General features: G+C 75.2%; 21 protein-coding genes. 16 read left to right on the forward strand and 5 right to left on the reverse strand.

Annotated features, from left to right (window positions below):
* Positions 1-256 precede the first annotated feature (256 nt).
* From HH311_RS18925 to HH311_RS18960, 8 genes are all read left to right on the forward strand, one after another.
* On the forward strand, positions 257-1,003 hold the full coding sequence (locus tag HH311_RS18925; protein WP_312030239.1) for a redox-sensing transcriptional repressor Rex: 747 nt from the start codon (positions 257-259) through the stop codon (positions 1,001-1,003).
* Positions 1,000-2,427: a glutamyl-tRNA reductase gene (locus HH311_RS18930; protein ID WP_169185236.1), complete on the forward strand. Its 1,428-nt coding sequence runs from the start codon at positions 1,000-1,002 to the stop codon at positions 2,425-2,427. Before HH311_RS18925 ends, HH311_RS18930 begins: the two co-directional genes overlap by 4 nt.
* Positions 2,424-3,377 (forward strand): hydroxymethylbilane synthase, encoded by a 954-nt coding sequence (gene hemC / locus HH311_RS18935; RefSeq protein WP_169185237.1) that lies wholly within the window; start codon positions 2,424-2,426, stop codon positions 3,375-3,377. The genes HH311_RS18930 and hemC overlap by 4 nt, the downstream gene beginning before the upstream one ends.
* A 43-nt stretch (positions 3,378-3,420) precedes the next feature.
* The gene (locus HH311_RS18940) at positions 3,421-5,058 is read left to right on the forward strand and encodes a uroporphyrinogen-III synthase (protein WP_169185238.1); all 1,638 of its coding nucleotides are present in this window, start codon (positions 3,421-3,423) and stop codon (positions 5,056-5,058) included.
* 85 nt (positions 5,059-5,143) lie between these two features.
* Positions 5,144-6,118, forward strand: a complete 975-nt coding sequence (hemB, locus tag HH311_RS18945) for a porphobilinogen synthase (protein ID WP_169185239.1) — start codon at positions 5,144-5,146, stop codon at positions 6,116-6,118.
* Between the two features lie 31 nt (positions 6,119-6,149).
* Positions 6,150-6,566: a hypothetical protein gene (locus HH311_RS18950; protein ID WP_169185240.1), complete on the forward strand. Its 417-nt coding sequence runs from the start codon at positions 6,150-6,152 to the stop codon at positions 6,564-6,566.
* Entirely contained in the window at positions 6,563-7,066 is a 504-nt protein-coding gene (locus HH311_RS18955) for a hypothetical protein (RefSeq protein ID WP_169185241.1), read from the forward strand. The genes HH311_RS18950 and HH311_RS18955 overlap by 4 nt, the downstream gene beginning before the upstream one ends.
* Complete coding sequence (locus HH311_RS18960; RefSeq protein ID WP_169185242.1) at positions 7,063-7,320, forward strand: hypothetical protein; 258 nt, start codon at positions 7,063-7,065, stop codon at positions 7,318-7,320. The genes HH311_RS18955 and HH311_RS18960 overlap by 4 nt, the downstream gene beginning before the upstream one ends.
* A gap of 80 nt (positions 7,321-7,400) precedes the next feature.
* Here the strand turns inward: HH311_RS18960 and HH311_RS32750 are convergent, their stop codons facing one another.
* Complete coding sequence (locus HH311_RS32750; protein WP_312030240.1) at positions 7,401-7,877, reverse strand: DUF3761 domain-containing protein; 477 nt, start codon at positions 7,875-7,877, stop codon at positions 7,401-7,403.
* 291 nt (positions 7,878-8,168) lie between these two features.
* Between HH311_RS32750 and hemL the strand changes: the two genes are divergently transcribed.
* From hemL to HH311_RS19000, 7 genes are all read left to right on the forward strand, one after another.
* On the forward strand, positions 8,169-9,503 hold the full coding sequence (hemL, locus tag HH311_RS18970) for a glutamate-1-semialdehyde 2,1-aminomutase (RefSeq protein ID WP_169185244.1): 1,335 nt from the start codon (positions 8,169-8,171) through the stop codon (positions 9,501-9,503).
* Positions 9,504-9,517: 14 nt separating this feature from the next.
* Positions 9,518-10,144, forward strand: a complete 627-nt coding sequence (locus HH311_RS18975) for a histidine phosphatase family protein (RefSeq protein WP_169185335.1) — start codon at positions 9,518-9,520, stop codon at positions 10,142-10,144.
* Positions 10,144-10,731 carry a TlpA disulfide reductase family protein gene (locus tag HH311_RS18980; RefSeq protein ID WP_169185245.1) on the forward strand — a complete coding sequence of 196 codons (588 nt, stop codon included), beginning with the start codon at positions 10,144-10,146 and terminating at the stop codon, positions 10,729-10,731. The genes HH311_RS18975 and HH311_RS18980 overlap by 1 nt, the downstream gene beginning before the upstream one ends.
* Positions 10,732-10,978: 247 nt before the next feature.
* Positions 10,979-11,842 carry a cytochrome c biogenesis CcdA family protein gene (locus tag HH311_RS18985; RefSeq protein ID WP_169185246.1) on the forward strand — a complete coding sequence of 288 codons (864 nt, stop codon included), beginning with the start codon at positions 10,979-10,981 and terminating at the stop codon, positions 11,840-11,842.
* A gap of 4 nt (positions 11,843-11,846) precedes the next feature.
* Positions 11,847-13,538 (forward strand): cytochrome c biogenesis protein ResB, encoded by a 1,692-nt coding sequence (locus HH311_RS18990; protein ID WP_169185247.1) that lies wholly within the window; start codon positions 11,847-11,849, stop codon positions 13,536-13,538.
* A complete protein-coding gene (gene ccsB / locus HH311_RS18995; RefSeq protein WP_169185248.1) occupies positions 13,535-14,554 on the forward strand; it encodes a c-type cytochrome biogenesis protein CcsB in 1,020 nt (339 codons plus the stop codon). The genes HH311_RS18990 and ccsB overlap by 4 nt, the downstream gene beginning before the upstream one ends.
* Positions 14,555-14,727: 173 nt before the next feature.
* On the forward strand, positions 14,728-16,083 hold the full coding sequence (locus HH311_RS19000) for a MinD/ParA family protein (RefSeq protein ID WP_169185249.1): 1,356 nt from the start codon (positions 14,728-14,730) through the stop codon (positions 16,081-16,083).
* A gap of 194 nt (positions 16,084-16,277) precedes the next feature.
* Here the strand turns inward: HH311_RS19000 and HH311_RS19005 are convergent, their stop codons facing one another.
* Both HH311_RS19005 and HH311_RS19010 read right to left on the reverse strand, forming a co-directional pair.
* Complete coding sequence (locus HH311_RS19005; protein WP_312030241.1) at positions 16,278-16,541, reverse strand: hypothetical protein; 264 nt, start codon at positions 16,539-16,541, stop codon at positions 16,278-16,280.
* 203 nt (positions 16,542-16,744) lie between these two features.
* The gene (locus HH311_RS19010; protein WP_169185250.1) at positions 16,745-16,948 is read right to left on the reverse strand and encodes a BldC family transcriptional regulator; all 204 of its coding nucleotides are present in this window, start codon (positions 16,946-16,948) and stop codon (positions 16,745-16,747) included.
* A gap of 213 nt (positions 16,949-17,161) precedes the next feature.
* Here HH311_RS19010 and HH311_RS33410 point away from each other — a divergent pair, with 213 nt between their 5' ends.
* Positions 17,162-17,533, forward strand: a complete 372-nt coding sequence (locus HH311_RS33410) for a DUF4229 domain-containing protein (protein ID WP_312030242.1) — start codon at positions 17,162-17,164, stop codon at positions 17,531-17,533.
* Between the two features lie 71 nt (positions 17,534-17,604).
* Here HH311_RS33410 and HH311_RS19020 read toward each other — a convergent pair whose 3' ends face one another.
* Both HH311_RS19020 and HH311_RS19025 read right to left on the reverse strand, forming a co-directional pair.
* The gene (locus HH311_RS19020) at positions 17,605-18,480 is read right to left on the reverse strand and encodes a 1,4-dihydroxy-2-naphthoate polyprenyltransferase (RefSeq protein ID WP_169185251.1); all 876 of its coding nucleotides are present in this window, start codon (positions 18,478-18,480) and stop codon (positions 17,605-17,607) included.
* A 100-nt stretch (positions 18,481-18,580) separates the two neighbouring features.
* Positions 18,581-19,867, reverse strand: coding sequence for a hypothetical protein (locus HH311_RS19025; protein ID WP_169185252.1), 1,287 nt, complete (start codon positions 19,865-19,867; stop codon positions 18,581-18,583).
* Between the last annotated feature and the right edge of the window lie 23 nt (positions 19,868-19,890).

Genomic DNA, 19,890 nt, shown 5'->3' on the forward strand with positions numbered 1-19,890 from the left:
TGTTTCGGTCGCGGCCAGGTGCCGACGGGTCGGCGCAGGGCGGTGAGCAGCGGCTTTGTGCGTGTGTTCACGAGCGGTACCCTCGGGGGACGGCAATCCGGGGACAGCTCACGCAGGACGGGGCCCGTCGGTCGTGGCCGTGCCGACCATGCGTCCACCCCCGACGGGGCGTGACGACGTTCGACGGCAGTGGGATCGACGACAGCGGCACGAGGAGGCTCCCGGCGTGACGGTGGACGGGGGTGGACCGCGCCCCGTGACGGGCAGTGCCGACGCTGCCGACACCGTCGACCCTGCCGACGCCGCCGACCCCACGGTCCCCGCCGCGAATCCCCGCCGCCCCGCGCGCGTCCCCGAGGCCACCGTCGCCCGGCTGGCGGTCTACCTGCGCGTGCTCACGGAGATGCTCGAGCAGGGCGTCCGGACGGTGTCCAGCGAGGTGCTCGCGGCCGCGGCCGGGGTGAACGCCGCCAAGCTGCGCAAGGACCTCTCCCACATCGGCTCCTCCGGCGTCCGCGGCGTCGGGTACGACGTGCCGCGCCTCTCCGCCCAGGTCGAGTCCGTGCTCGGGCTCACCCGCGCGCACGCGGTGGCGCTCGTCGGGGTGGGCAACCTCGGGCACGCGCTCGCCGGCTACGGCGGGTTCGCCCAGCGGGGCTTCGGCGTGACCGCCCTGTTCGACGTCGACCCCGCGCTGGTCGGGACGACGATCGACGGGGTGGAGGTCCTCGACGTGGCCGAGATCCCACGCGTGTGCCGCGAGCGCGGGGTGACCATCGGGGTGGTGGCGACGCCCGCGGGCGCGGCGCAGCAGGTCTGCGACGCGCTGGTCGGCGCCGGCGTGCAGAGCATCCTCAACTTCGCCCCGACCGTGCTGTCGGTCCCGGGAGGCGTCGAGGTGCGCAAGGTCGACCTGGCGGTGGAGATGCAGATCCTCGCGTTCCACGTCTCCCGCCGGCACGACAGGGTCGCGAACGAAGCGACGGGGAAGGTGTTCCGATGAGTCTGCTGCTCGTGGGTGTGTCGCACCGCACGGCGCCGGTGTCGGTGCTCGAGCGGGTCGCGATCTCCGGCGAGGACACGGCGAAGGTCCTCGACGAGCTGATCACGGGGGAGTACGTCTCCGAGGCCGTGGTGCTCTCGACGTGCAACCGCGTGGAGATCTACGCGGTCGTCGAGACGTTCCACGGCGGCCTCACCGAGGTCTCCGGGGTGCTGGCCCGCCACGCCCAGGCCGACGTCTCCGACCTCACCGACCACCTCTACGTCCACTACGCCGGCTCCGCGGTGGAGCACCTCTTCTCCGTGTCGGCCGGCCTGGACTCCATGGTGGTCGGCGAGGCCCAGATCCTGGGACAGCTGCGGAGCGCCTACTCGACGGCGCGGGAGCTCGGCACCGTCGGGACCGTGCTGCACGAGGTCGCGCAGCAGGCCCTGCGGGTCGGCAAGCGCGCCCAGGCCGAGACCGGGATCGACGCGGCGGGCGCCTCCGTCGTCACCGAGGCCCTCGACGACGCCGAGGCCGCCCTGGGCGACCTCGTGGGGCGCCGGGCCCTCGTCGTCGGCGCGGGCTCGATGGGCGGGCTCGCGGCCGCCGCGCTGCGCCGCCGCGGCATCGGCGAGGTCGCCGTCGCCAACCGGACCCCCGAGCGCGCCGCCCGCCTCGCCGAGATCACCGCCGCCGAGGGCACGCCGGCGCGCGTCGTCGGGCTCGACGCGCTGGCCCCCGAGGCCGCCGCCGCCGACGTCGTCGTGGTGTGCACCGGCGCCGTCGGGACGGTCGTCGACCTCGACACCGTGCGCGCCGGGCTGGCCGCCCGCTCCGCGCCCCGGCCGCTGGTCGTCTGCGACCTCGGCCTGCCGCGGGACGTCGACCCCGAGGTCGGCGCCCTGCCCGGCGTGGTGCTGGTCGACCTGGCCACCCTCGGGGACCGGCTGCGCCGCGACGACGCCGGGCAGGCCGTGGAGGCCACCCGCGCGCTGGTCGCCGAGGAGGTCCGCGTCTACCTCGCCGCGCAGCGCTCGGCGGAGGTCACCCCGACCGTCACCGCGCTGCGCCGCCGCGCCGCCGAGGTGGTCGACGCCGAACTGCTGCGCCTCGACGGCCGGCTGCCGGGGCTGGAGTCCGACGTGCGCGGCGAGGTCGCGAAGACCGTGCGCCGCGTCGTCGACAAGCTCCTGCACACCCCGACCGTGCAGGTGAAGCGGCTCGCCCAGTCGCCGGGCGGCGACACCTACGCCGAGGCGTTGCGCGAGCTGTTCGAGCTCGACCCGCAGGCACCGGCCGCTGTGACCTCCGGTCCGAGCGGCTCCGGGATCACGGCCGACACGGTGACCACCGCGGAGTCCGCCCGGCTCGAGGCCGGCGAGGTCGACCAGGCGCTCGCGGCCAACCCTGCCCTGGGTGGGCCCGGGGGCGCCCGATGACGGCGCCGACCGCGCTCGGCACCGTCCGCATCGGCACGCGGGCGAGCCTGCTCGCGAAGACCCAGACGCAGCTGGTGGCCGACGCGCTCACCGCGCGGGGCGTCGACGTCGAGATCGTCGAGATCTCGACGCTGGGCGACCGGTCGCAGGCCACGAACACCCCGATCGCGCAGACCGGCGTCGGGGTGTTCACCTCCGCGCTGCGCGAGGCGCTGCTGGAGGACCGCATCGACGTCGCGGTCCACTCCTACAAGGACCTCCCGACGGCGGGCCTGCCCGGCATCGTGCTCGCCGCGGTGCCCGAGCGGGCCGACCCCCGCGACGTGCTCGTGGCGCGCGACGGGATGGTCCTCGGCGAGCTGCCGCCCGGCGCCGTCCTCGGCACCGGCTCGCCCCGGCGGACCGCGCAGCTGCACGCGCTCGGGCTGGGCCTGCAGGTCGTCGGGATCCGCGGCAACGTCGAGACCCGGATCCGCAAGGTCACCGACGGCGAGGTCGACGGCGTGGTCCTCGCGCGGGCCGGGCTCGCGCGGATCGGCCGGGCCGGCGAGGCCACCGAGGTCCTCGACCCGCTGCAGATGCTGCCCGCCCCGGCGCAGGGCGCGCTCGCCGTCGAGTGCCGCGTGGCCGACGCCGAGCTCGAGACCTTCCTGCGGTCGACGCTGCACGACGAGTCGACGTGGGCCGCCGTGACGGCCGAACGGGCGGTGCTGGCGGACCTCGGGTCACCGTGCAACGCAGCCATCGGTGCCCTGGCCGATGTGGTCGAGGATCTGGATGACGACGGGCACGTCGTCGAGAGACTCTCGTTGCGGGCGTTCGCGACGACGGCCGAGGGCGCGCTGGTGCGCGCCTCGGCCACCGGAGAGACGAAGGATGCCGAGCAGCTCGGGCGCGCACTCGCCCAGGAGCTGCTCGCCGACGGCGCGGACCCGAACGCCACCGGCTGACCGCGACCGTCGACGAAGAGAACACGATGGGACGAGACAGGACATGACCGCACCCCCCTCCACCACCGCCGGCCGGGTCGCCTTCGTCGGCAGCGGCCCCGGCGACCCCGGGCTGCTGACCGTGCGCGCCCGCGAGGCGCTGGCGTCCGCGACCTACGTCGTGGCGGACCCGGGCGTGCCGGCCGACGTGATCGCGCTGCTCTCCGACGGGCCCCGCCCGGTGACCGTGCGCCACCCCGGCGGCGACGCCGAGGTCTCCCCGCTGTCCGACACCGACCCCGCCGCGCCCGGCTCGCTCGCCGACGGCGCCCAGGTGGCCGAGGCGCTCCCCGAGGACCCGGCGACGCTCGCCGAGCACCTCGTGGCGCAGGCCCGCGACGGCGAGTCCGTGGTGCGGCTCGTGGTGGGCGACCCGCTCACCCGCGGTCCGGTGATCACCGAGGTCCGCGCGGTCGCCGCCGCGGCGGTGCCGTTCGACGTCGTGCCCGGGATGCCGGCGAGCACCGCCGTCCCCGCGTACGCGGGCGTGGCGCTCGGCTCGGCCTGGACCGCCGCCGACGTCCGCGGCGGGCTCGACTGGACCACCCTCGCCGTCGCACCCGGGCCGCTCGTGCTCACCGCGACCGCCGCCGACCTCGCGTCGACGTCGGCGTCGCTGGTGGAGAACGGCTGGAAGCCCGAGACCGCGGCGCTGGTGACCTCGCAGGGCACCGAGTCGAAGCAGAAGACCGTGACGTCGTCGGTGGAGAAGCTGGCGACCGACGGCGCCGACCTCGAGGGCCCGCTGACCGTCACCGTCGGCGACGCCGCGGGCGACCGCGCCGCGCTGTCGTGGTGGGAGTCGCGCGCGCTCTACGGCTGGCGGGTCCTGGTGCCCCGCACGAAGGACCAGGCCGGCGCGATGAGCGACCGGCTGCGCGTGCACGGCGCGGTCCCGGAGGAGGTCCCGACGATCGCCGTCGAGCCGCCCCGCTCGCCCGCGCAGATGGAGCGCGCGGTCAAGGGCCTCGTCGACGGGCGCTACCAGTGGGTGGTGTTCACCTCCCAGAACGCCGTGCGCGCGGTGTGGGAGAAGTTCCAGGAGTTCGGCCTGGACGCCCGCGCGTTCTCCGGCGTGAAGATCGCCTGCGTCGGGGAGGCCACCGCGTCGGCGATCCGCGCGTTCGGCGTGCACCCCGAGCTGGTGCCGGCCGAGCAGACCGAGCAGTCCTCCGAGGGCCTGCTCGACATCTTCCCGCCGCACGACGACGTGCTCGACCCGGTCGACCGGGTCCTGCTCCCGCGCGCCGACATCGCGACCGAGACCCTCGCCGAGGGCCTGCAGTCGCGCGGCTGGGAGATCGACGACGTCACCGCGTACCGCACGGTGCGCGCCGCGCCGCCACCCGCGCCGACCCGCGAGGCGATCAAGACCGGGGGCTTCGACGCGGTGTGCTTCACCTCGTCGTCCACGGTCCGCAACCTCGTCGGGATCGCCGGCAAGCCGCACGCCCGCACCATCGTGGCGTGCATCGGGCCGAAGACCGCCGAGACCGCGGTGGAGTTCGGTCTGCGCGTGGACGTCAAGCCCGACGTCGCCGAGGTCCCGGCCCTGGTCGAGGCCCTGGCCGCGCACGCGAACAAGCTGCGCGCCGAGGGCGCGCTGCCCCCGCCCCGCAAGACCAAGGCGCGCAAGCGCTAGGTGCGCTCCGCGCTCGTGAGCAGAAAGTGTCGCTATACCGACACTTTCTGCTCACGGGGCCGGAGGCCACCTCGGGAGGAAACCCATGTTCCCCACGGACCGCCCCCGCCGGCTGCGCACCACCCCCGCGCTGCGCCGGCTGGTCGCCGAGACCGACGTCCGGCCGCGCCACCTGGTGCTGCCGGTGTTCGTCGCCGAGGGGCTCGACGCCCCGAAGCCGATCTCGTCGATGCCCGGCGTCGTGCAGCACACCCGCGAGACGCTCCGCAAGGCGGCCGCCGAGGCCGCCGGGGCGGGGCTCGGCGGGATCATGCTGTTCGGCGTCCCGGCGCACCACGACGCGACCGGCTCGGGCGCCCTCGACCCCGACGGCATCCTCAACGTCGGGCTCCGCGAGGTCCGCGAGGAGGTCGGCGACGCGCTGCCGGTCATGGCCGACACGTGCCTCGACGAGTTCACCGACCACGGCCACTGCGGCGTGCTCGCCGCCGACGGCTCGGTCGACAACGACGCCACCCTCGAGGTCTACGCCGACATGGCCGTCGCCCAGGCCGAGGCCGGCGCCCACGTCGTCGCGCCGAGCGGGATGATGGACGGGCAGGTCGGGCGCATCCGCGAGGCGCTCGACGCGTCCGGGCACGCCGACACCGCGATCCTCGCCTACTCCGCGAAGTACGCGAGCGCGTTCTACGGCCCGTTCCGTGAGGCCGTCGACTCCCAGCTCACAGGTGACCGCCGCACCTACCAGCAGGACCCGGCCAACGCCCGCGAGGCGCTGCGCGAGACCACATTGGATCTCGCCGAGGGCGCGGACATGGTGATGGTGAAGCCCGCGATGGGCTACCTCGACGTGCTCCGCTCGGTCGCCGAGGTCTCGGAGGTCCCGGTCGCCGCGTACCAGGTCTCCGGGGAGTACGCGATGATCTCCGCCGCCGCCGAGCGGGGCTGGATCGACCGCGAGCGCACCATCCTCGAGACGATCACCGGTATCCGGCGGGCGGGCGCGGACATCGTGCTCACCTACTGGGCCAGCGAGCTCGCCGGCCGGCTCGACCGATGACCATCCCGGCGTCCGGCTCGTTGGACCCCGCATGAGCGAGCCCGTGCGTGAGGTGACCCCGCCCCGCGAGGAGCCCGGCCGGCCCCGCGTGGTCACGGCGGCGGTCGTGCTCTGGGCGGTGCTCGGCGTGCTGCTGGTCCTCACCGGCCTGCTGTTCGCGGTCGCGACGGCGATCGGCATCACCGACCCGGGCACCGGCGCGGGCTCGCTGGTCCTGACGGCGATCGTGCTGGTCGTCGTGGGGATCGCCACGCTGGTGGCGACGCGGGCGCTGCGCGCCGGCTCCGGACCGGCGCGGGCCGCGCTGACCGCGATCGGGGTGGTGCTCGCCGTCGCCGGGCTCGTGCAGCTGACCTTCCTCGGCGTCGGCGGCGTCTACTTCGTCGCGTTCGCCGCGGGCGCGCTGCTGCTGCACCTGCCCGCGGCCCGGTCGTTCTTCTCGTCGTGACGGGTCCCGACGGCGCCGGGGTGCGGTTCGCCGAGACGGGTGCGCCCTGGTGGCCCGTGCTGATCGGCCCGGTGATCGCCGTCGGCGGGCTGCTGCTCGACCGGTTGGCGCCCGGCGGGGCGACGCCCTGGGCCTGGGTCGTGATCGGGCTGGTGCTGTTCCTGCCGATCGCGCTCGTCGTCCGGGCCCGGCGGCGGCTGCTCGCGGTGCGGGTGACCCGCGAGGAGCTGGTGCAGGGCGACGAGTCCGTGCCGATCGCGCGGATCGCCGGTGCGCGCCCGGCCGACGGCAGCGGCCGCTACGGCATCCGCCCCTTCGGTGACCACCCGACGGTGCCGCGCCACCTCGGCGTCGTCGTCGTGACCCTCGACGACGGGACCCGGCGCGCGGCCTGGGCGCGCGACGCCGAGGGGCTGCACGCCGCACTGGAGCGGGTGCTCGCGGAGCGGGCGCCGGCCCCGTCGTCCGGGTCGTCCCCGTCGCCCATGGAGGGCGCGTGAACCGCCGGGCGGTGGTGACGGCCGCCGTCGCCGTGGTGCTGTTCGTCGCCGGGCTGCTCTGCCTGGTGCACGGGGTGGACACGACGCCCTCGACGGGCGGGCTGCTGGTGTCGCCGGTGCCGCTGACGCGGGTGCTCGGCGCGTGGGTGGCGGTCGGGGTGGTGCTGGTGACCGCGGCCCTGGTGTGCGGGATCGACGCGGTCGCGCGGTGGCGGGCCGGCCTCGCGGAGCGCACGGCCCGCCCGGGCGCGTAGACGCGCTGGTCGGTCCGGGCGGCACGAACGACTCGTTCGTGGCGTCTATGTGCACGAACGAGTCGTTCGTCCCGCGACGGTCAGAGCCACTCGCGGACGCCGCCGTGGCCGGAGCATGTCCCCGACTTGTGCTTCGAGTGGCTGTCGGTGCCGTCCTTGCAGATGGCCGTGGCCCCGGAGCTGTTGCCGTCCGGACGCTCGACCTGCTGGCCGTCGGAGTTCGTGTAGGTGCCGCCGTACACGTCGCCCGACGAACCCGAGGATGAGGAGCCCGAGGACGACGAGCCCGAGGACGATCCGTCGGCGCCGTAGGCCGAGGAGCTCGACGAGTCGTACGTCGACGACCCGTAGGTCGAGGATCCGTACGTGGAGGAGCCCGAGGTCGACGAGCCGTAGGTCGAGGACCCGTAGGTCGACGTGCCGGCCGTCGAGGACCCGTAGGTGGACGACCCGTAGGTGGACGACCCGTACGTCGAGGAGTCGTAGCTCGACGTCGTCGGGGTCGCCGTCGCCGGGCTGCACGCCGCCGTGCCGGCGAGGAGGGCGAGGCCCGCCACACCACAGGCGACCCGCCCCCACCGGGACCGTCGACCCGCCGTCCTCCCTCCGTCCCGTCCGTGCGCCCGCTCCACGTCGTGCCCCATGATCGCTCCCCCTCGGTCGTCGCTGACGGAGAAGGAAGCGCTCGGTGACCGAGATCTGTTACGAGGATCACTCTCTCGGCCGAACGGACTCATCTCGTAGCCCGTCCGGCACCTCCTTCGGTACGGATCGGACCTGCCACCTGACCGGGGAGCGGCCACCCCGGCGGACGCCCGTCACACCGCCGCGCCTGGGACACTGGCCCGGTGAGCAGCGCTCCCACGACGGCAGCCGGGCCGGTCACCCGCTCGGCTGAGCTCTTCTCGCGCGCCGAGGCGGTCGTCCCCGGGGGCGTCAACTCCCCGGTCCGCGCGTTCCGGTCGGTCGGCGGGACCCCCCGCTTCATGTCCTCCGCGCAGGGGCCCTGGCTCACCGACGCCGACGGCAACCGCTACGTCGACCTCGTCAGCTCGTGGGGCCCAATGATCCTCGGGCACGCCCACCCCGCCGTCGTCGACGCGGTCCGCGAGGCCGCCGGGCACGGCCTGAGCTTCGGCACCCCGACCGAGGGCGAGATCGCGCTCGCCGAGGAGATCGTGCGGCGGGTCGAGCCCGTCGAGCAGGTGCGGCTGGTCAACTCGGGCACCGAGGCGACGATGAGCGCGATCCGCCTGGCGCGCGGCTACACCGGCCGCAGCGTCGTCGTGAAGTTCGCCGGCTGCTACCACGGCCACGTCGACGCGCTGCTCGCCGAGGCCGGGTCCGGGGTCGCGACGTTCGGGCTGCCGAGCACGCCCGGCGTCACCGGCGCCCAGGCGACGGACACGATCGTGCTGCCCTACAACGACCTCGACGCCGTCGCCGCCGCCTTCGCCGAGCGCGGCCCGGACATCGCGTGCGTGATCACCGAGGCGGCCGCCGGCAACATGGGCGCCGTCGCCCCCGACGACGGGTTCAACGCCGGGCTCAAGCGCCTGTGCGCCGCCCACGGCGCGCTCCTGGTCATCGACGAGGTCATGACCGGGTTCCGTGTCTCGGCCGCGGGCTGGTACGGGCTCGAGGGCGTGGCCGGCGACCTCTACTGCTTCGGCAAGGTGATGTCCGGCGGGCTGCCCGCGGCGGCGTTCGGCGGCAGCGCCGAGATCATGTCCCACCTCGCCCCGGCCGGACCCGTCTACCAGGCGGGCACGCTCGCCGGGAACCCCGTCGCCGTCGCCGCGGGCCTGACGACGCTGCAGCACGCCACGCCGGAGGTCTACGGGGCGCTCGACGACGCCGCCGACCAGCTGCACCGCCTGATCACGGACGCGCTGGGCGGCGCCGGGGTCGAGCACGCGATGCAGCGCGCCGGCTCGCTCATCTCGATCCGGTTCGCCGCCGAGCCGGGCCGCGACTACGACGACATGAAGGCCGCGCAGACCTGGCGCTTCCCGCCCTTCTTCCACGCCCTGCTCGACCGCGGCGTCTACTTCCCACCCAGCGTCTTCGAGTCCTGCTTCATCTCCGCGGCCCTCGACGACGAGGCGTTCAGCGTCATCGCCGACGCGCTGCCGCACGCCGCGCGGGCCGCGGCCGCCGCGAGCGCGCCGGAGGAGCAGTGACGGGCCCCGGTCCCGTGCGGACCGCGGTGCACCTCGTGCGCCACGGCGAGGTCCACAACCCGGAGCACATCCTCTACGGGCGCCTGCCCGGCTACGGGCTCTCCGAGACCGGGCGGGCGCAGGCGCTGCGCGTGGCCGAGCACCTCTCGTCGTCCGACGCCACCGCGCTGTTCGTCTCGCCGATGCAGCGGGCGCAGGAGACCGCGCAGCCGATCGCGGAGAAGCTCGGCCTGGAGCCGGTGACCGACGACCGGCTCATCGAGGCGGCCAACGCGTTCGAGGGCCAGCACGTCGGCGTCGGCGACGGGGCCCTGCGCAAGCCCGAGTTCTGGCCGCTGCTGCGCAACCCGTTCCGGCCGTCCTGGGGCGAGCCGTACCTCGAGATCGCCCACCGCATGCTCGGGGTGGCCCACCGCGCGCGGGCGGCCGCGGCCGGTCACGAGGCGGTGTGCGTGTCCCACCAGCTGCCCATCTGGACGCTGCGGCGGTTCCTCGCCGGCGACCGGCTCTGGCACAACCCGGCGCACCGGCAGTGCGCGCTCGGGTCGGTGACGACGCTGCTGTTCGACGACGAGTCCCTGGTCGACATCGCCTACACCGAGCCGTCGGGCACCTCGGACCCGTCGGCCACCGGCGCCTGATGCGACGACTGCTCGCCGCGCTCGCCGTCGTGGGCCTGACCCTGCTGGCGGGGTGCTCGAGCGGCTCCTCCGACGACGGCGGGTTCCAGTTCGTCGCGCCGAACGGCCAGACCCAGATCACCTACCCGGAGGCGCAGCGGCGGCCGCTCGCGCCGATCGTCGGGGACTCCCTGCTCGCCCCCGGACAGCAGGTCTCGAGCGCCCAGGACAAGGGCCAGGTCGTCGTCGTCAACATCTGGGGGTCGTGGTGCGGGCCGTGCCGCGGCGAGTCGCCGGGCCTCGAGCAGGTGGCCCAGGCGTCGGCGGCCCGCGGGGTGCGCTTCCTCGGGGTGGACGTGCGCGACGACCGCGACGCCGCGTCCGACTTCGTCCGCAGCCGCGGGGTGACCTACCCGTCGATCTTCGACCCGCCCGGCCGGTCGCTGCTCGTGCTCTCCGGCTACCCGCGCAACGCGGTGCCGTCGACGATCGTGCTGGACCGCCAGCACCGGGTCGCGGCGGTCTTCCTCACCGCCGTGCTCGCGAGCGACCTGCAGCCCGTGGTGGACCGGGTCGCGGCCGAGCCGGCGCCGCCGCCGTCGGGCTGACCCCGCCGCCGTTCAGCGCGAGGGGAACCCTCGGCCGTCTAGAGCGACCGGATGTTCCCCTCGCGAACCGGGTGGCCGGGCGCGAGGGGAGAGTCCGGTCGCTCTAGTCGCACGAGGGTTCCCCTCGCGCCGACGTTCGGGGGTGACCTACGACATCTCGTAGGACGAACGACCCCGCCCTCACGCGGCGTGGACGCAGGCGCCCTACCCTGGGGCGCGAGATGAACGCACGGCCTCGCGGGTCCGCATGGACCTGACCCAGACGGTGACCTCGGGTCCCGTCCTGCTCGCGCTCGGGCTCTCGCTCGTCGCGGGCCTGGTGAGCTTCGCGTCGCCGTGCGTCGTCCCCCTCGTGCCGGGCTACCTCGCCTACCTGGCGGGGCTGGTCGGCGCGACCGCGCCCGCCGTCACCGTCGAGGAGGCCGCCGCCCAGCGGGCCGAGCGCCGAGCCGTCGGCGCCGGGACCGGCACCGGCACCGGCACCGCCCTCGCCACCGACGCCCCGCCCCGCCGGGCGTCGCGCAGCCGGCTGCGGCTCGCCGGGGCCGCCGCGCTCTTCGTCCTCGGGTTCACCGTCGTCTTCGTGCTGGGCCTCGGCGCCATCGTGTGGGCCGCGGACGCGCTGGTCGCGAACGAGGCGGTGCTGCAGCGCCTCGGCGGCGTCGTCACGGTCGCGATGGGGCTGGTGTTCCTCGGCCTCGTGCCCGCCCTGCAGCGCGACACCCGCCCGCACTGGGTGCCGCGCATGGGCCTCGCCGGGGCGCCCCTGCTCGGCGCGACCTTCGGCCTCGGCTGGACCCCGTGCCTCGGGCCCACCCTCACCGGCGTCATCGCGCTGGCCTCGGGGACCGGCGCGGGCTCCGGGGCGCTGCGCGGCGGGGTGCTCGTCCTCGCCTACTGCGCGGGCCTCGGCGTGCCGTTCGTGCTCATCGCGCTCGGGGCCGGCCGCGCGGTGCGGGCCCAGGCGTGGCTGCGCGCCCACGTCCGGGGCATCCAGATCGCCGGCGGGGTGCTGCTCGTGCTCGTCGGCCTGGCCCTGGCCACCGGGCTGTGGGGCGAGATCGTGGCCCTGCTCCGCGAGCCCGTCGCCGGCTACTCGACCCCGCTGTGACCCCATGACCCAGACGCTGCGGACACCGCCCGACGAGGCCCCCGAGCCGCCCGCCCCGCGACGGTGGGGCCGCGACCTGCTCGCACTCGCGCGCAACACCTGGCGCGGCCTGACGAGCATGCGCACGGCGCTCATCCTGCTGTTCCTGCTCGCGCTCGCCGCCCTGCCCGGGGCGTTCATCCCGCAGCGCGGGCCGAGTCCGCAGGCGGTGCAGGACTACTTCGCGGCGCACCCGACGCTCGCCCCGCTGCTCGACAAGATCGGGATCTTCGACCTCTTCGCGACGCCGTGGTTCTCGGCGGTCTACCTGCTGCTGTTCATCTCGCTGGTCGGCTGCCTCGTCCCGCGGACCTGGGAGCAGATCCGCGGGCTGCGGGCCCGCACCGTCGCCGTCCCCCGCAACCTGTCCCGGTTGCCCCACCACGCCGCCGGCACCGACGACCGCGACCCCGACGAGGTCCTCTCCGCCGCCCGGAGACGCCTGCGCGGCTGGAAGGTCGACGTCCGCGAGGAGCCCGGCGGGGTCCGCACGATCTCGGCCGAGAAGGGCGCGCTACGGGAGGTCGGCAACGTCGTCTTCCACATGAGCCTGCTCGCCCTGCTCGTCGGGATCGCCGTCGGCAAGCTCTTCGGCTACGAGGGCGACGTCATCGTCATGGCCGACGGCTCGGAGTTCTGCAACTCCGGGATCCTCGCCTACGACACCTTCCGTCCCGGCCTGCGCGTCGACGGCACGAACCTCGACCCGTTCTGCCTGGACGTCGACCGCTTCGACGCGCAGTACCGACCCGACGGGGCGCCCCAGTCCTTCGAGGCCTCCGTCCGCTACTCCGACGCGCAGCAGATCCGGACCGGCGCCGCGCCCACCCCCGCGACGATCCAGGTCAACGACCCGCTGCGCTTCGACGGCGAGCGCGTGTACCTGCTCGACCACGGCTACGCGCCGCAGTTCACGGTGACCTTCCCCGACGGCGAGCAGCGCACCCAGGCCATCCAGTGGGAGCCCGTCGACCCGTCGACGTTCCTCTCCCAGGGCGCCACCAAGTTCGACCGGCCGAGCGTCACCACCGACGCCGAGCGCCGCCGGACGCAGCTCGCGATCACCGGGCTGTTCGCGCCGACGTCCAGCGGTGGGGGCGTGGTCACCTCGACCTACCCGGCGCTGACCAACCCGGAGGTGGCCGCCGACGTCTACCGCGGCGACCTCGGGCTGGACTCGGGCAAGGGCCAGTCGATCTTCGGGATCGACCAGTCGATGGTCGACCAGGGCCGGCTGGTCCGCGTGGCCCGCCAGAACCTGACGCCGGGGCAGACGATCACCCTCGACGACGGCACCCGGGTGCGCTTCGACGACGTCAAGCAGTGGGTGCGGCTCCAGGTCTCCCACGACCCCGCCCAGGACGCGGTGCTCGTCGCGGCCATCGCGCTCCTCGTGGGGATCACGCTCTCCCTGACGATCAAGCGGCGCCGGTTCTGGGTGCGGGTGACGCCGGGGCCGCGGTCGCCGTCTACGACAGACGGTCGTACGGTGTCGGGCGGGGAGGGGTCGAGCGTGGAGCTCGGCGGCCTCGCCCGGACCGACCAGGCCGGGTACGGCGAGGAGTTCGACCGGCTGCGGACCGACCTGCTGGGTGCCGGCAGGCGCCAGACCCCGACCCGGCAGGACGCCCCGGGCGACCACGGAGGTACCGGATGAACGTCGACGCCCCGCTGGGCGACTTCGGCGACGTGCTGTTCTACTCGGCGCTCGCGGTCTACGTCCTCGCGATGCTGCTGCACGCCGTCGAGCACGGCCTGCTCCGCCGCGCCGAGCCGGCGACGGCGGCCGTGCCGGCCGCGGTGCCGGCCGGGGTCGCCGCGGGCGCGGACGACTCCGGCGCCACCGCCGTCGTCCCCGACGACCCGGCGCTCGCCGACGAGCCGGCCGGTCCCGCCGGTCCCGTCGGCCGCCCCCCGCGCCCGGCGTCCGAGCGCTTCGGCCGCATGGGCGTCTCGCTGACGGTGCTCGGCGCGGCGTTGCACCTGTCGATGCTGGTGGTGCGCGGGTTCGCGGCCGACCGCCCGCCGTGGGGCAACATGTACGAGTTCGTCGCCGCGGTGACGCTGGTCGGCGTCCTGGCGTGGCTCGTCGTGCTGTTCCGCCGCCCGGAGCTGCGCCGCCTCGGCGTCTTCGTGCTGCTGCCGGTGATCGTGCTGATGATGCTCGGCGGCACGGTGCTCTACACGCAGACCGCGCCCGTGGTGCCCGCGCTGCACTCGTACTGGCTGGCCATCCACGTGACGGCGGCGGTGATCTCGTCCGGCATCCTGCTGTTCGCCGGGGTCGCGAGCGTGCTCTACCTGCTGCGCAGCGTCCACGACGCGAACGGCCGGATGGCGTGGACGGCCAAGCTGCCCGAGGCGACCGTGCTCGACCGCGTGGCGTACCGCGCGACGGCCGTGGCCTTCCCGATCTGGACCTTCGCCGTCATCGCGGGCGCCATCTGGGCCGAGGCCGCGTGGGGCCGCTACTGGGGCTGGGACCCCAAGGAGACGACGGCGTTCATCGCCTGGGTGATCTACGCCGGCTACCTGCACGCCCGCTCGACCGCGGGGTGGCGGGGCCGGAAGGCGGCGGCGGTCAACGTCGTCGGCTTCCTGGTGATGGTGTTCAACCTGTTCTTCGTGAACCTCGTCGTCACCGGCCTGCACTCCTACGCCGGCGTCGGCTGAGTCCCCGGGCCGCCTCCTCCCCGCGGCTGATCGACCCGGGTGCCAGGCGTCCCGACGGAGATCCGGAGCCGATCCCCGCGTTCGTCTCGTCCTGATCGTCCCGGCCGGTTACGGTCGGGCGGCCGGAGCTGCGCCGCCGATCCGGCGCCGGTGACGAGGGAGGGGCACCGACGATGGCTGGCCGCGAGGACGAGCCGGGCGAGCGCGTGACGACGGACGGCGCCGCCCCCACGACGGGGCGTCCGGCGGGGGAGGGTGCGGCGGCCCCGGGCACGACGACGCCGGACGCCGCTCCTCCGACGACGAGTGCCACGACGTCGGGTCCCCGGACCGAGGAGGACCTGGCGGCCGAGACGACCCACCAGGTCGACACCGCCGGCGCCGCCCGCGGGGACGTCCGCCGGCCCGCCGCCGAGCCGGGACGGGACGCGCCCGGGGCGCCGTCGTCGCGACCCGCGCCGGGCAGCGACGGCGCGACGGAGACCGGCAGCGGGGAAGCAGGTCCGGAGGGCGCCGCGGGTCCCTCGCCGACGCCGGGTCCGTCCACCGAGGTCGCCACGGTCGGGGCGCCGACGGGTCCGCCCGCGCTGTCCGACCTGTCGTCCGCCCAGCTGCTCCGCCCGGCCCGGCCCGTCCCTCGCACCGGGTGGCGCCGGGCGGTCTACGTCGCGAGCGGTGGCGTGGTGAACCCGGGGGAGAGCGAGGCGGACGCCGCGCGGCGGGCGCTCGTCGCGCGGGTCAACCAGCCGCTGCAGGGCTGCTACAAGATCGCGATGCTGAGCCTCAAGGGCGGCGTCGGGAAGACGACCACGACGGCGGCCCTGGGAGCGACGTTCGCGTCGCTGCGCGGCGACCGCGTGGTGGCCGTCGACGCGAACCCCGACCGCGGGACGCTCGCCGAGAAGGTGCCGGTCGAGACGACGGCGACCGTGCGCCACCTGCTGCGCGACGCCGCCCTCGTCCGGCGCTACTCCGACGTGCGGGCCTACACCTCGCAGGGACCGTCACGGCTCGAGGTCCTCGCCAGCGAGCAGGACCCGGCGGTGTCCGAGGCGTTCAGCGAGCTCGACTACCGGCGCGCGGTCGACCTCCTCGAGCACTTCTACAACATCGTGCTCACCGACTGCGGGACCGGCCTGATGCACTCGGCGATGCGGGGCGTCCTCGACGTGGCCGACTCGCTGGTCGTGGTCTCCTCGTCCTCGATCGACGGGGCCCGCAGCGCGTCGGCCACCCTCGACTGGCTGGACGCGCACGGCTACGGCGACCTCGTGACCCGGTCCACCGCCGTCATCAACTACGTGCGGCGCTCCTCGGGCGGGGTCGACCTGGACCGGGTCGCCGAGCACTTCGCGGCGCGGTGCCGCACCGTCGCGCGGCTGCCGTTCGACCCGCACCTCGACGAGGGCGCGGAGATCGAGCTGGAGAAGCTCGCCCCCCGCACCCGCACGGCGATGCTGGAGCTCGCGGCCGTCGTCGCCGACGACTTCCCCCGCGTCGGTTCCCGCGTCCGCATCGGCCCCCGCTGACGGGGGCGCACGCACCGCGCTGCGAGCAATGGCGCATTCCTCGCGTCGCACGGGAGAAACGTGCCATTGCCGGCACGGTCTGCCCGGACCCGCGGAGTGAACGGCGCCGTTCTGTCGTCCGACGCGAGGAATGTGCCATTGCTGGCACGAGCCGGTCCGGCCGGCGGGCGATCCGGTCGAGGTGCGGAGCGTGGTCAGGCGCCGGACGACGGGTCCTGCCCGTCGGTGCGGCCGCGCTTGACCTGCTCGTCGAGGCTGCGGAGGAACTCTGGGTCGTCGTCCGGGGCGATCGGACGGGTGCCGCGGCCACGCCCGGCACCCGGTGCGCGGGTGGGGCCGGTGGGGGCCTCGTCCTCGGACGTGCCCGAGCCGGTGGCGAGCGCCTGAGCGGTGACGGCCTTCCAGAGCAGCACTCCGACCGCCACCAGCACCATCACCGCGACGACGAACAGGACCACGACTCGCACCTCCTCCGGGACGCCCACGGGGGCGGCCGATCGCTCGCGCGCCACCAACGCTACCTGTCGTCCGACGTGTCCGGGGAACGATCGGTCGAGGTCCGCCGGGTGGACGGTTCGCGACGGTGAGCGGAGTCACCGGACGCACGAGGACCCGGCCGCGACGGTGGTCGCGACCGGGTCCCGTGGCGTCGTGCGCGTGCTCAGCCGTGCGCCTCGCTGGTGAGCCCGTCGAGGAGGGTGCGGACCTCCGACTCGCGGAACCGGCGGTGTCCGCCCGGCGTGCGGATGGACCCGATGCGTCCGGCCGCGGCCCAGCGCGTCACGGTCTTCGGGTCGACCCGGAACATCGCGGCGACCTCGCCGGGGGTCATGAGACGCTCGGTCGCCTCGGGTGCGACAGACATGCGGCACCTCCTCGGGCCGGTGTGGCCCGACTTCCCAGGGTTCTGTCGCCCCCGGCCGGCTGGCCGTCGGGCGGAGCAGACGATCTGGTGCGAATCGTGACACCGGACCCCTCACGTACTCGAACGCTAGTGCGGAGGTAAAAGGTTCACAAAGGCAGGAAACGGACGATCGGGTCGCGCCCGCGCGACGGGGGCGGCGCCTAGGCTGGGGACGTGGAACCCGCTGGATCGTCGTCGGGCGGCTCCCCGTCACCCGACACCGCGTCGAGTCCCGGTACGCCCGGGGCGTCCCCGGCCGCGTCGGGGAGCTCGTCGGGCCTCGCCCTCGCGATCGTGCTCTACGTCGCCGCTCGGGTGGTGCTCGTCGCCGTGGTCACCGGCGTCCTCGTGCTGGTCGGCCTGCCGCTGCTGCTGGCGCTGATCGTCGCGCTGATCGTGGCCCTGCCGCTCTCGCTGCTGCTCTTCCGCCCGCTGCGCGCCCGCCTCAACCGCGAGCTCGCCGCCGCCGGCGCCGGGCGCCGCGCGCAGAAGGAACGCCTGCGGGCCGAGCTCCGCGGGGACCCCCCACCGCCGTCGTCGGAGTAGGTGGCCTGCGGCCTCGTGAGCACTTTCGGTCGCTATGACGACCGAAAGTGCTCACGTGCGCGGAGCGCACCTTAGGTCACGATCGCCAGGCCGATCGCCGTCCCGATCGCCCACACGAGCAGGGCCAGCCCGGTGTCGCGCAGCACCGGGATCAGCGCCGGCCCGCGCGCGCCGCCGAGCACCCGGCGCAGCGCCGGGGCGATCAGCACCAGGGCGACCAGCCCGAGCAGTGCCCACGGCGCCCGCAGGCTCAGCACGAGGCTCATGCCCAGCGGGATGACGACGAGCGCGGCGTAGAGCACCCGGGTGTCGCGCTCCCCGAGCATGACCGCGAGGGTCCGCTTGCCGGAGACGGTGTCCGAGGGCACGTCGCGCAGGTTGTTCGCCACCAGCACGGCGCACGACAGCAGCCCCACCCCGACCGAGGCACCGATCCCGAGCCCGCTCGCCCGCCCGGCCTGGGTGTACTCGGTACCGAGCACCGCGACCGGCCCGAAGAACAGGAACACCGCGATCTCGCCGAGCCCGCGGTACCCGTAGGGGCTCGAGCCCCCGGTGTAGAACCACGCGCCCGCCAGGCACACCGCCCCGACCACCAGCAGCCACCAGGCGCCGCTGACCGCGAGCAGCACGATCCCGGCGAGCGCCCCGATGCCCAGCGAGACGAACGCCGCCGTCCGCACCGCCTCCGGGGTCGCGGTGCGCGACCCGACGAGGCGCATCGGGCCCACGCGCTCGTCGTCGGTGCCGCGGATGCCGTCGGAGTAGTCGTTGGCGTAGTTGACGCCGATGATCATTCCCATCGCGACCACGAGGGCCAGCAGGGCGGGGACGGGCCGGAAGAGGTCGGCGGACGCCGCGGCGCCGGACCCGGCGACCACGGGGGCGATCGCGTTCGGGAGCGTGCGCGGCCGCGCCCCCTCGACCCATTGCGCGACGGTGGCCATGGGCACGGAGACTAGCCAGCGCCCCTGCGGCCCCGTCGTGGACGACGGGCGCCTCCGGCCTTCCCAGGTGGCCGGAGGGCGCCCCCGCCCGGGCCGGGCCTCAGCAGGCCGGCGGCGCGGTGGCGGTCGTCACCCACGCGGCGGGGACGTACCGGTCGGTGTCGATGCGCAGCCAGTCGGTGCTGGTGCCGTGGCTGCCGGTCACGGAGTCGCCCGCGACGTGGCACTGCACGTCGACCTGCGCGGCGTTGCCGAACAGGCCCTCGTCGGTGCCGCCGTTCGCGGGGGTGGAGCGGATCGTCACGGGGTTCTGCGGGCTGTCCGCCGTGCCGAGGTGGATGTCACCGGGTGCCTCGCCGGCGCGGCCGGTCCAGAGGTAGTCGACCGTGACGAAGGAGTTGTCGCCGAGCCCGAGCGCGTGGAACGTGCCGTCGGCCACGTCGATCCCCGCCGGGTTCTTCACCTCGCGGCCGAACCCGTCCTCGCCGTCGTGGTAGTCCTTCTGGAACGCCATCTGGGCCTCGGGCGTGCCCTGGGGCAGGTCCGCCCAGTTCTGGCGGGGCGGGGCGGCGTTCCAGTAGTCGTCGTCGGTGTTCCAGGGCCCCACGTCCCAGACGGGCACGATCGCGCAGCGTCCCGCGTCGGTGCAGAGCCGGACGGTGTAGTCGCCCTTGCCGTCGGCGTCGAGGGCGTGGCTGGAGGGCAGCGCGACGAACTGGTCGTTCTCGGTGATGACGTGGCCGTTGGCGGTGGTGCCGCCGACCAGGCCCTCGCGGGTGGCGAACACCCGGTAGGACGCCCGCGGGGTGAGGGTGCGCTGCGCCCCCACCTGCCGGTCGGCCCGCACCGAGACCGCGCGGACGGTCGGGCCGGTGCCGGTGTCGGGCGCGCCGAGGGTGAGTCGCAGGGCCACGGTCCGGGTGGGCGCGGGCAGCACCGCCGGCGAGCCCGGGGTCGCGGGCACCCACTCCGACCAGCGTCCGGCGTCGTCCCGCCCGCGCACCGAGGCCACCGCCGAGGTCCCGGCGGGCAGGTCGGCGGTCACGGGCACCGCGACCCGGTCGACCGCACGCGCGAACGTGTGGGTCCCGAGGTCGAGGAAGCCCTGGCGCGTGGCGCCCCGCAGGCTGCCCGCCCGCTCGGCGGGCTCGCCGTCGCGGGGGGTGGCCAGCCGGGCGGCGCCCCCGGAGACCTGGACGCGGACCGCGCTGCCCGCGAGGTCGGGGTCCCAGCGCTGGGCGTCCGTGCCGGGGATCCGCGGGCCGGGGGTCGGCGAGGGCGCGCCGGCGGCGGCCACGCCGGTGGCCAGGAGCAGGACCGTGGCCGCGGCGATCACCCACAGCACGACCGGGGTGGGCGCGGGCGGGCGCCGACGCGAGGTGCGCATGTGACGGGCAACCCCACCGCGGC

The sequence above is a fragment of the Actinomycetospora sp. TBRC 11914 genome, from assembly GCF_012933465.1.
Classification (GTDB): domain Bacteria; phylum Actinomycetota; class Actinomycetes; order Mycobacteriales; family Pseudonocardiaceae; genus Actinomycetospora.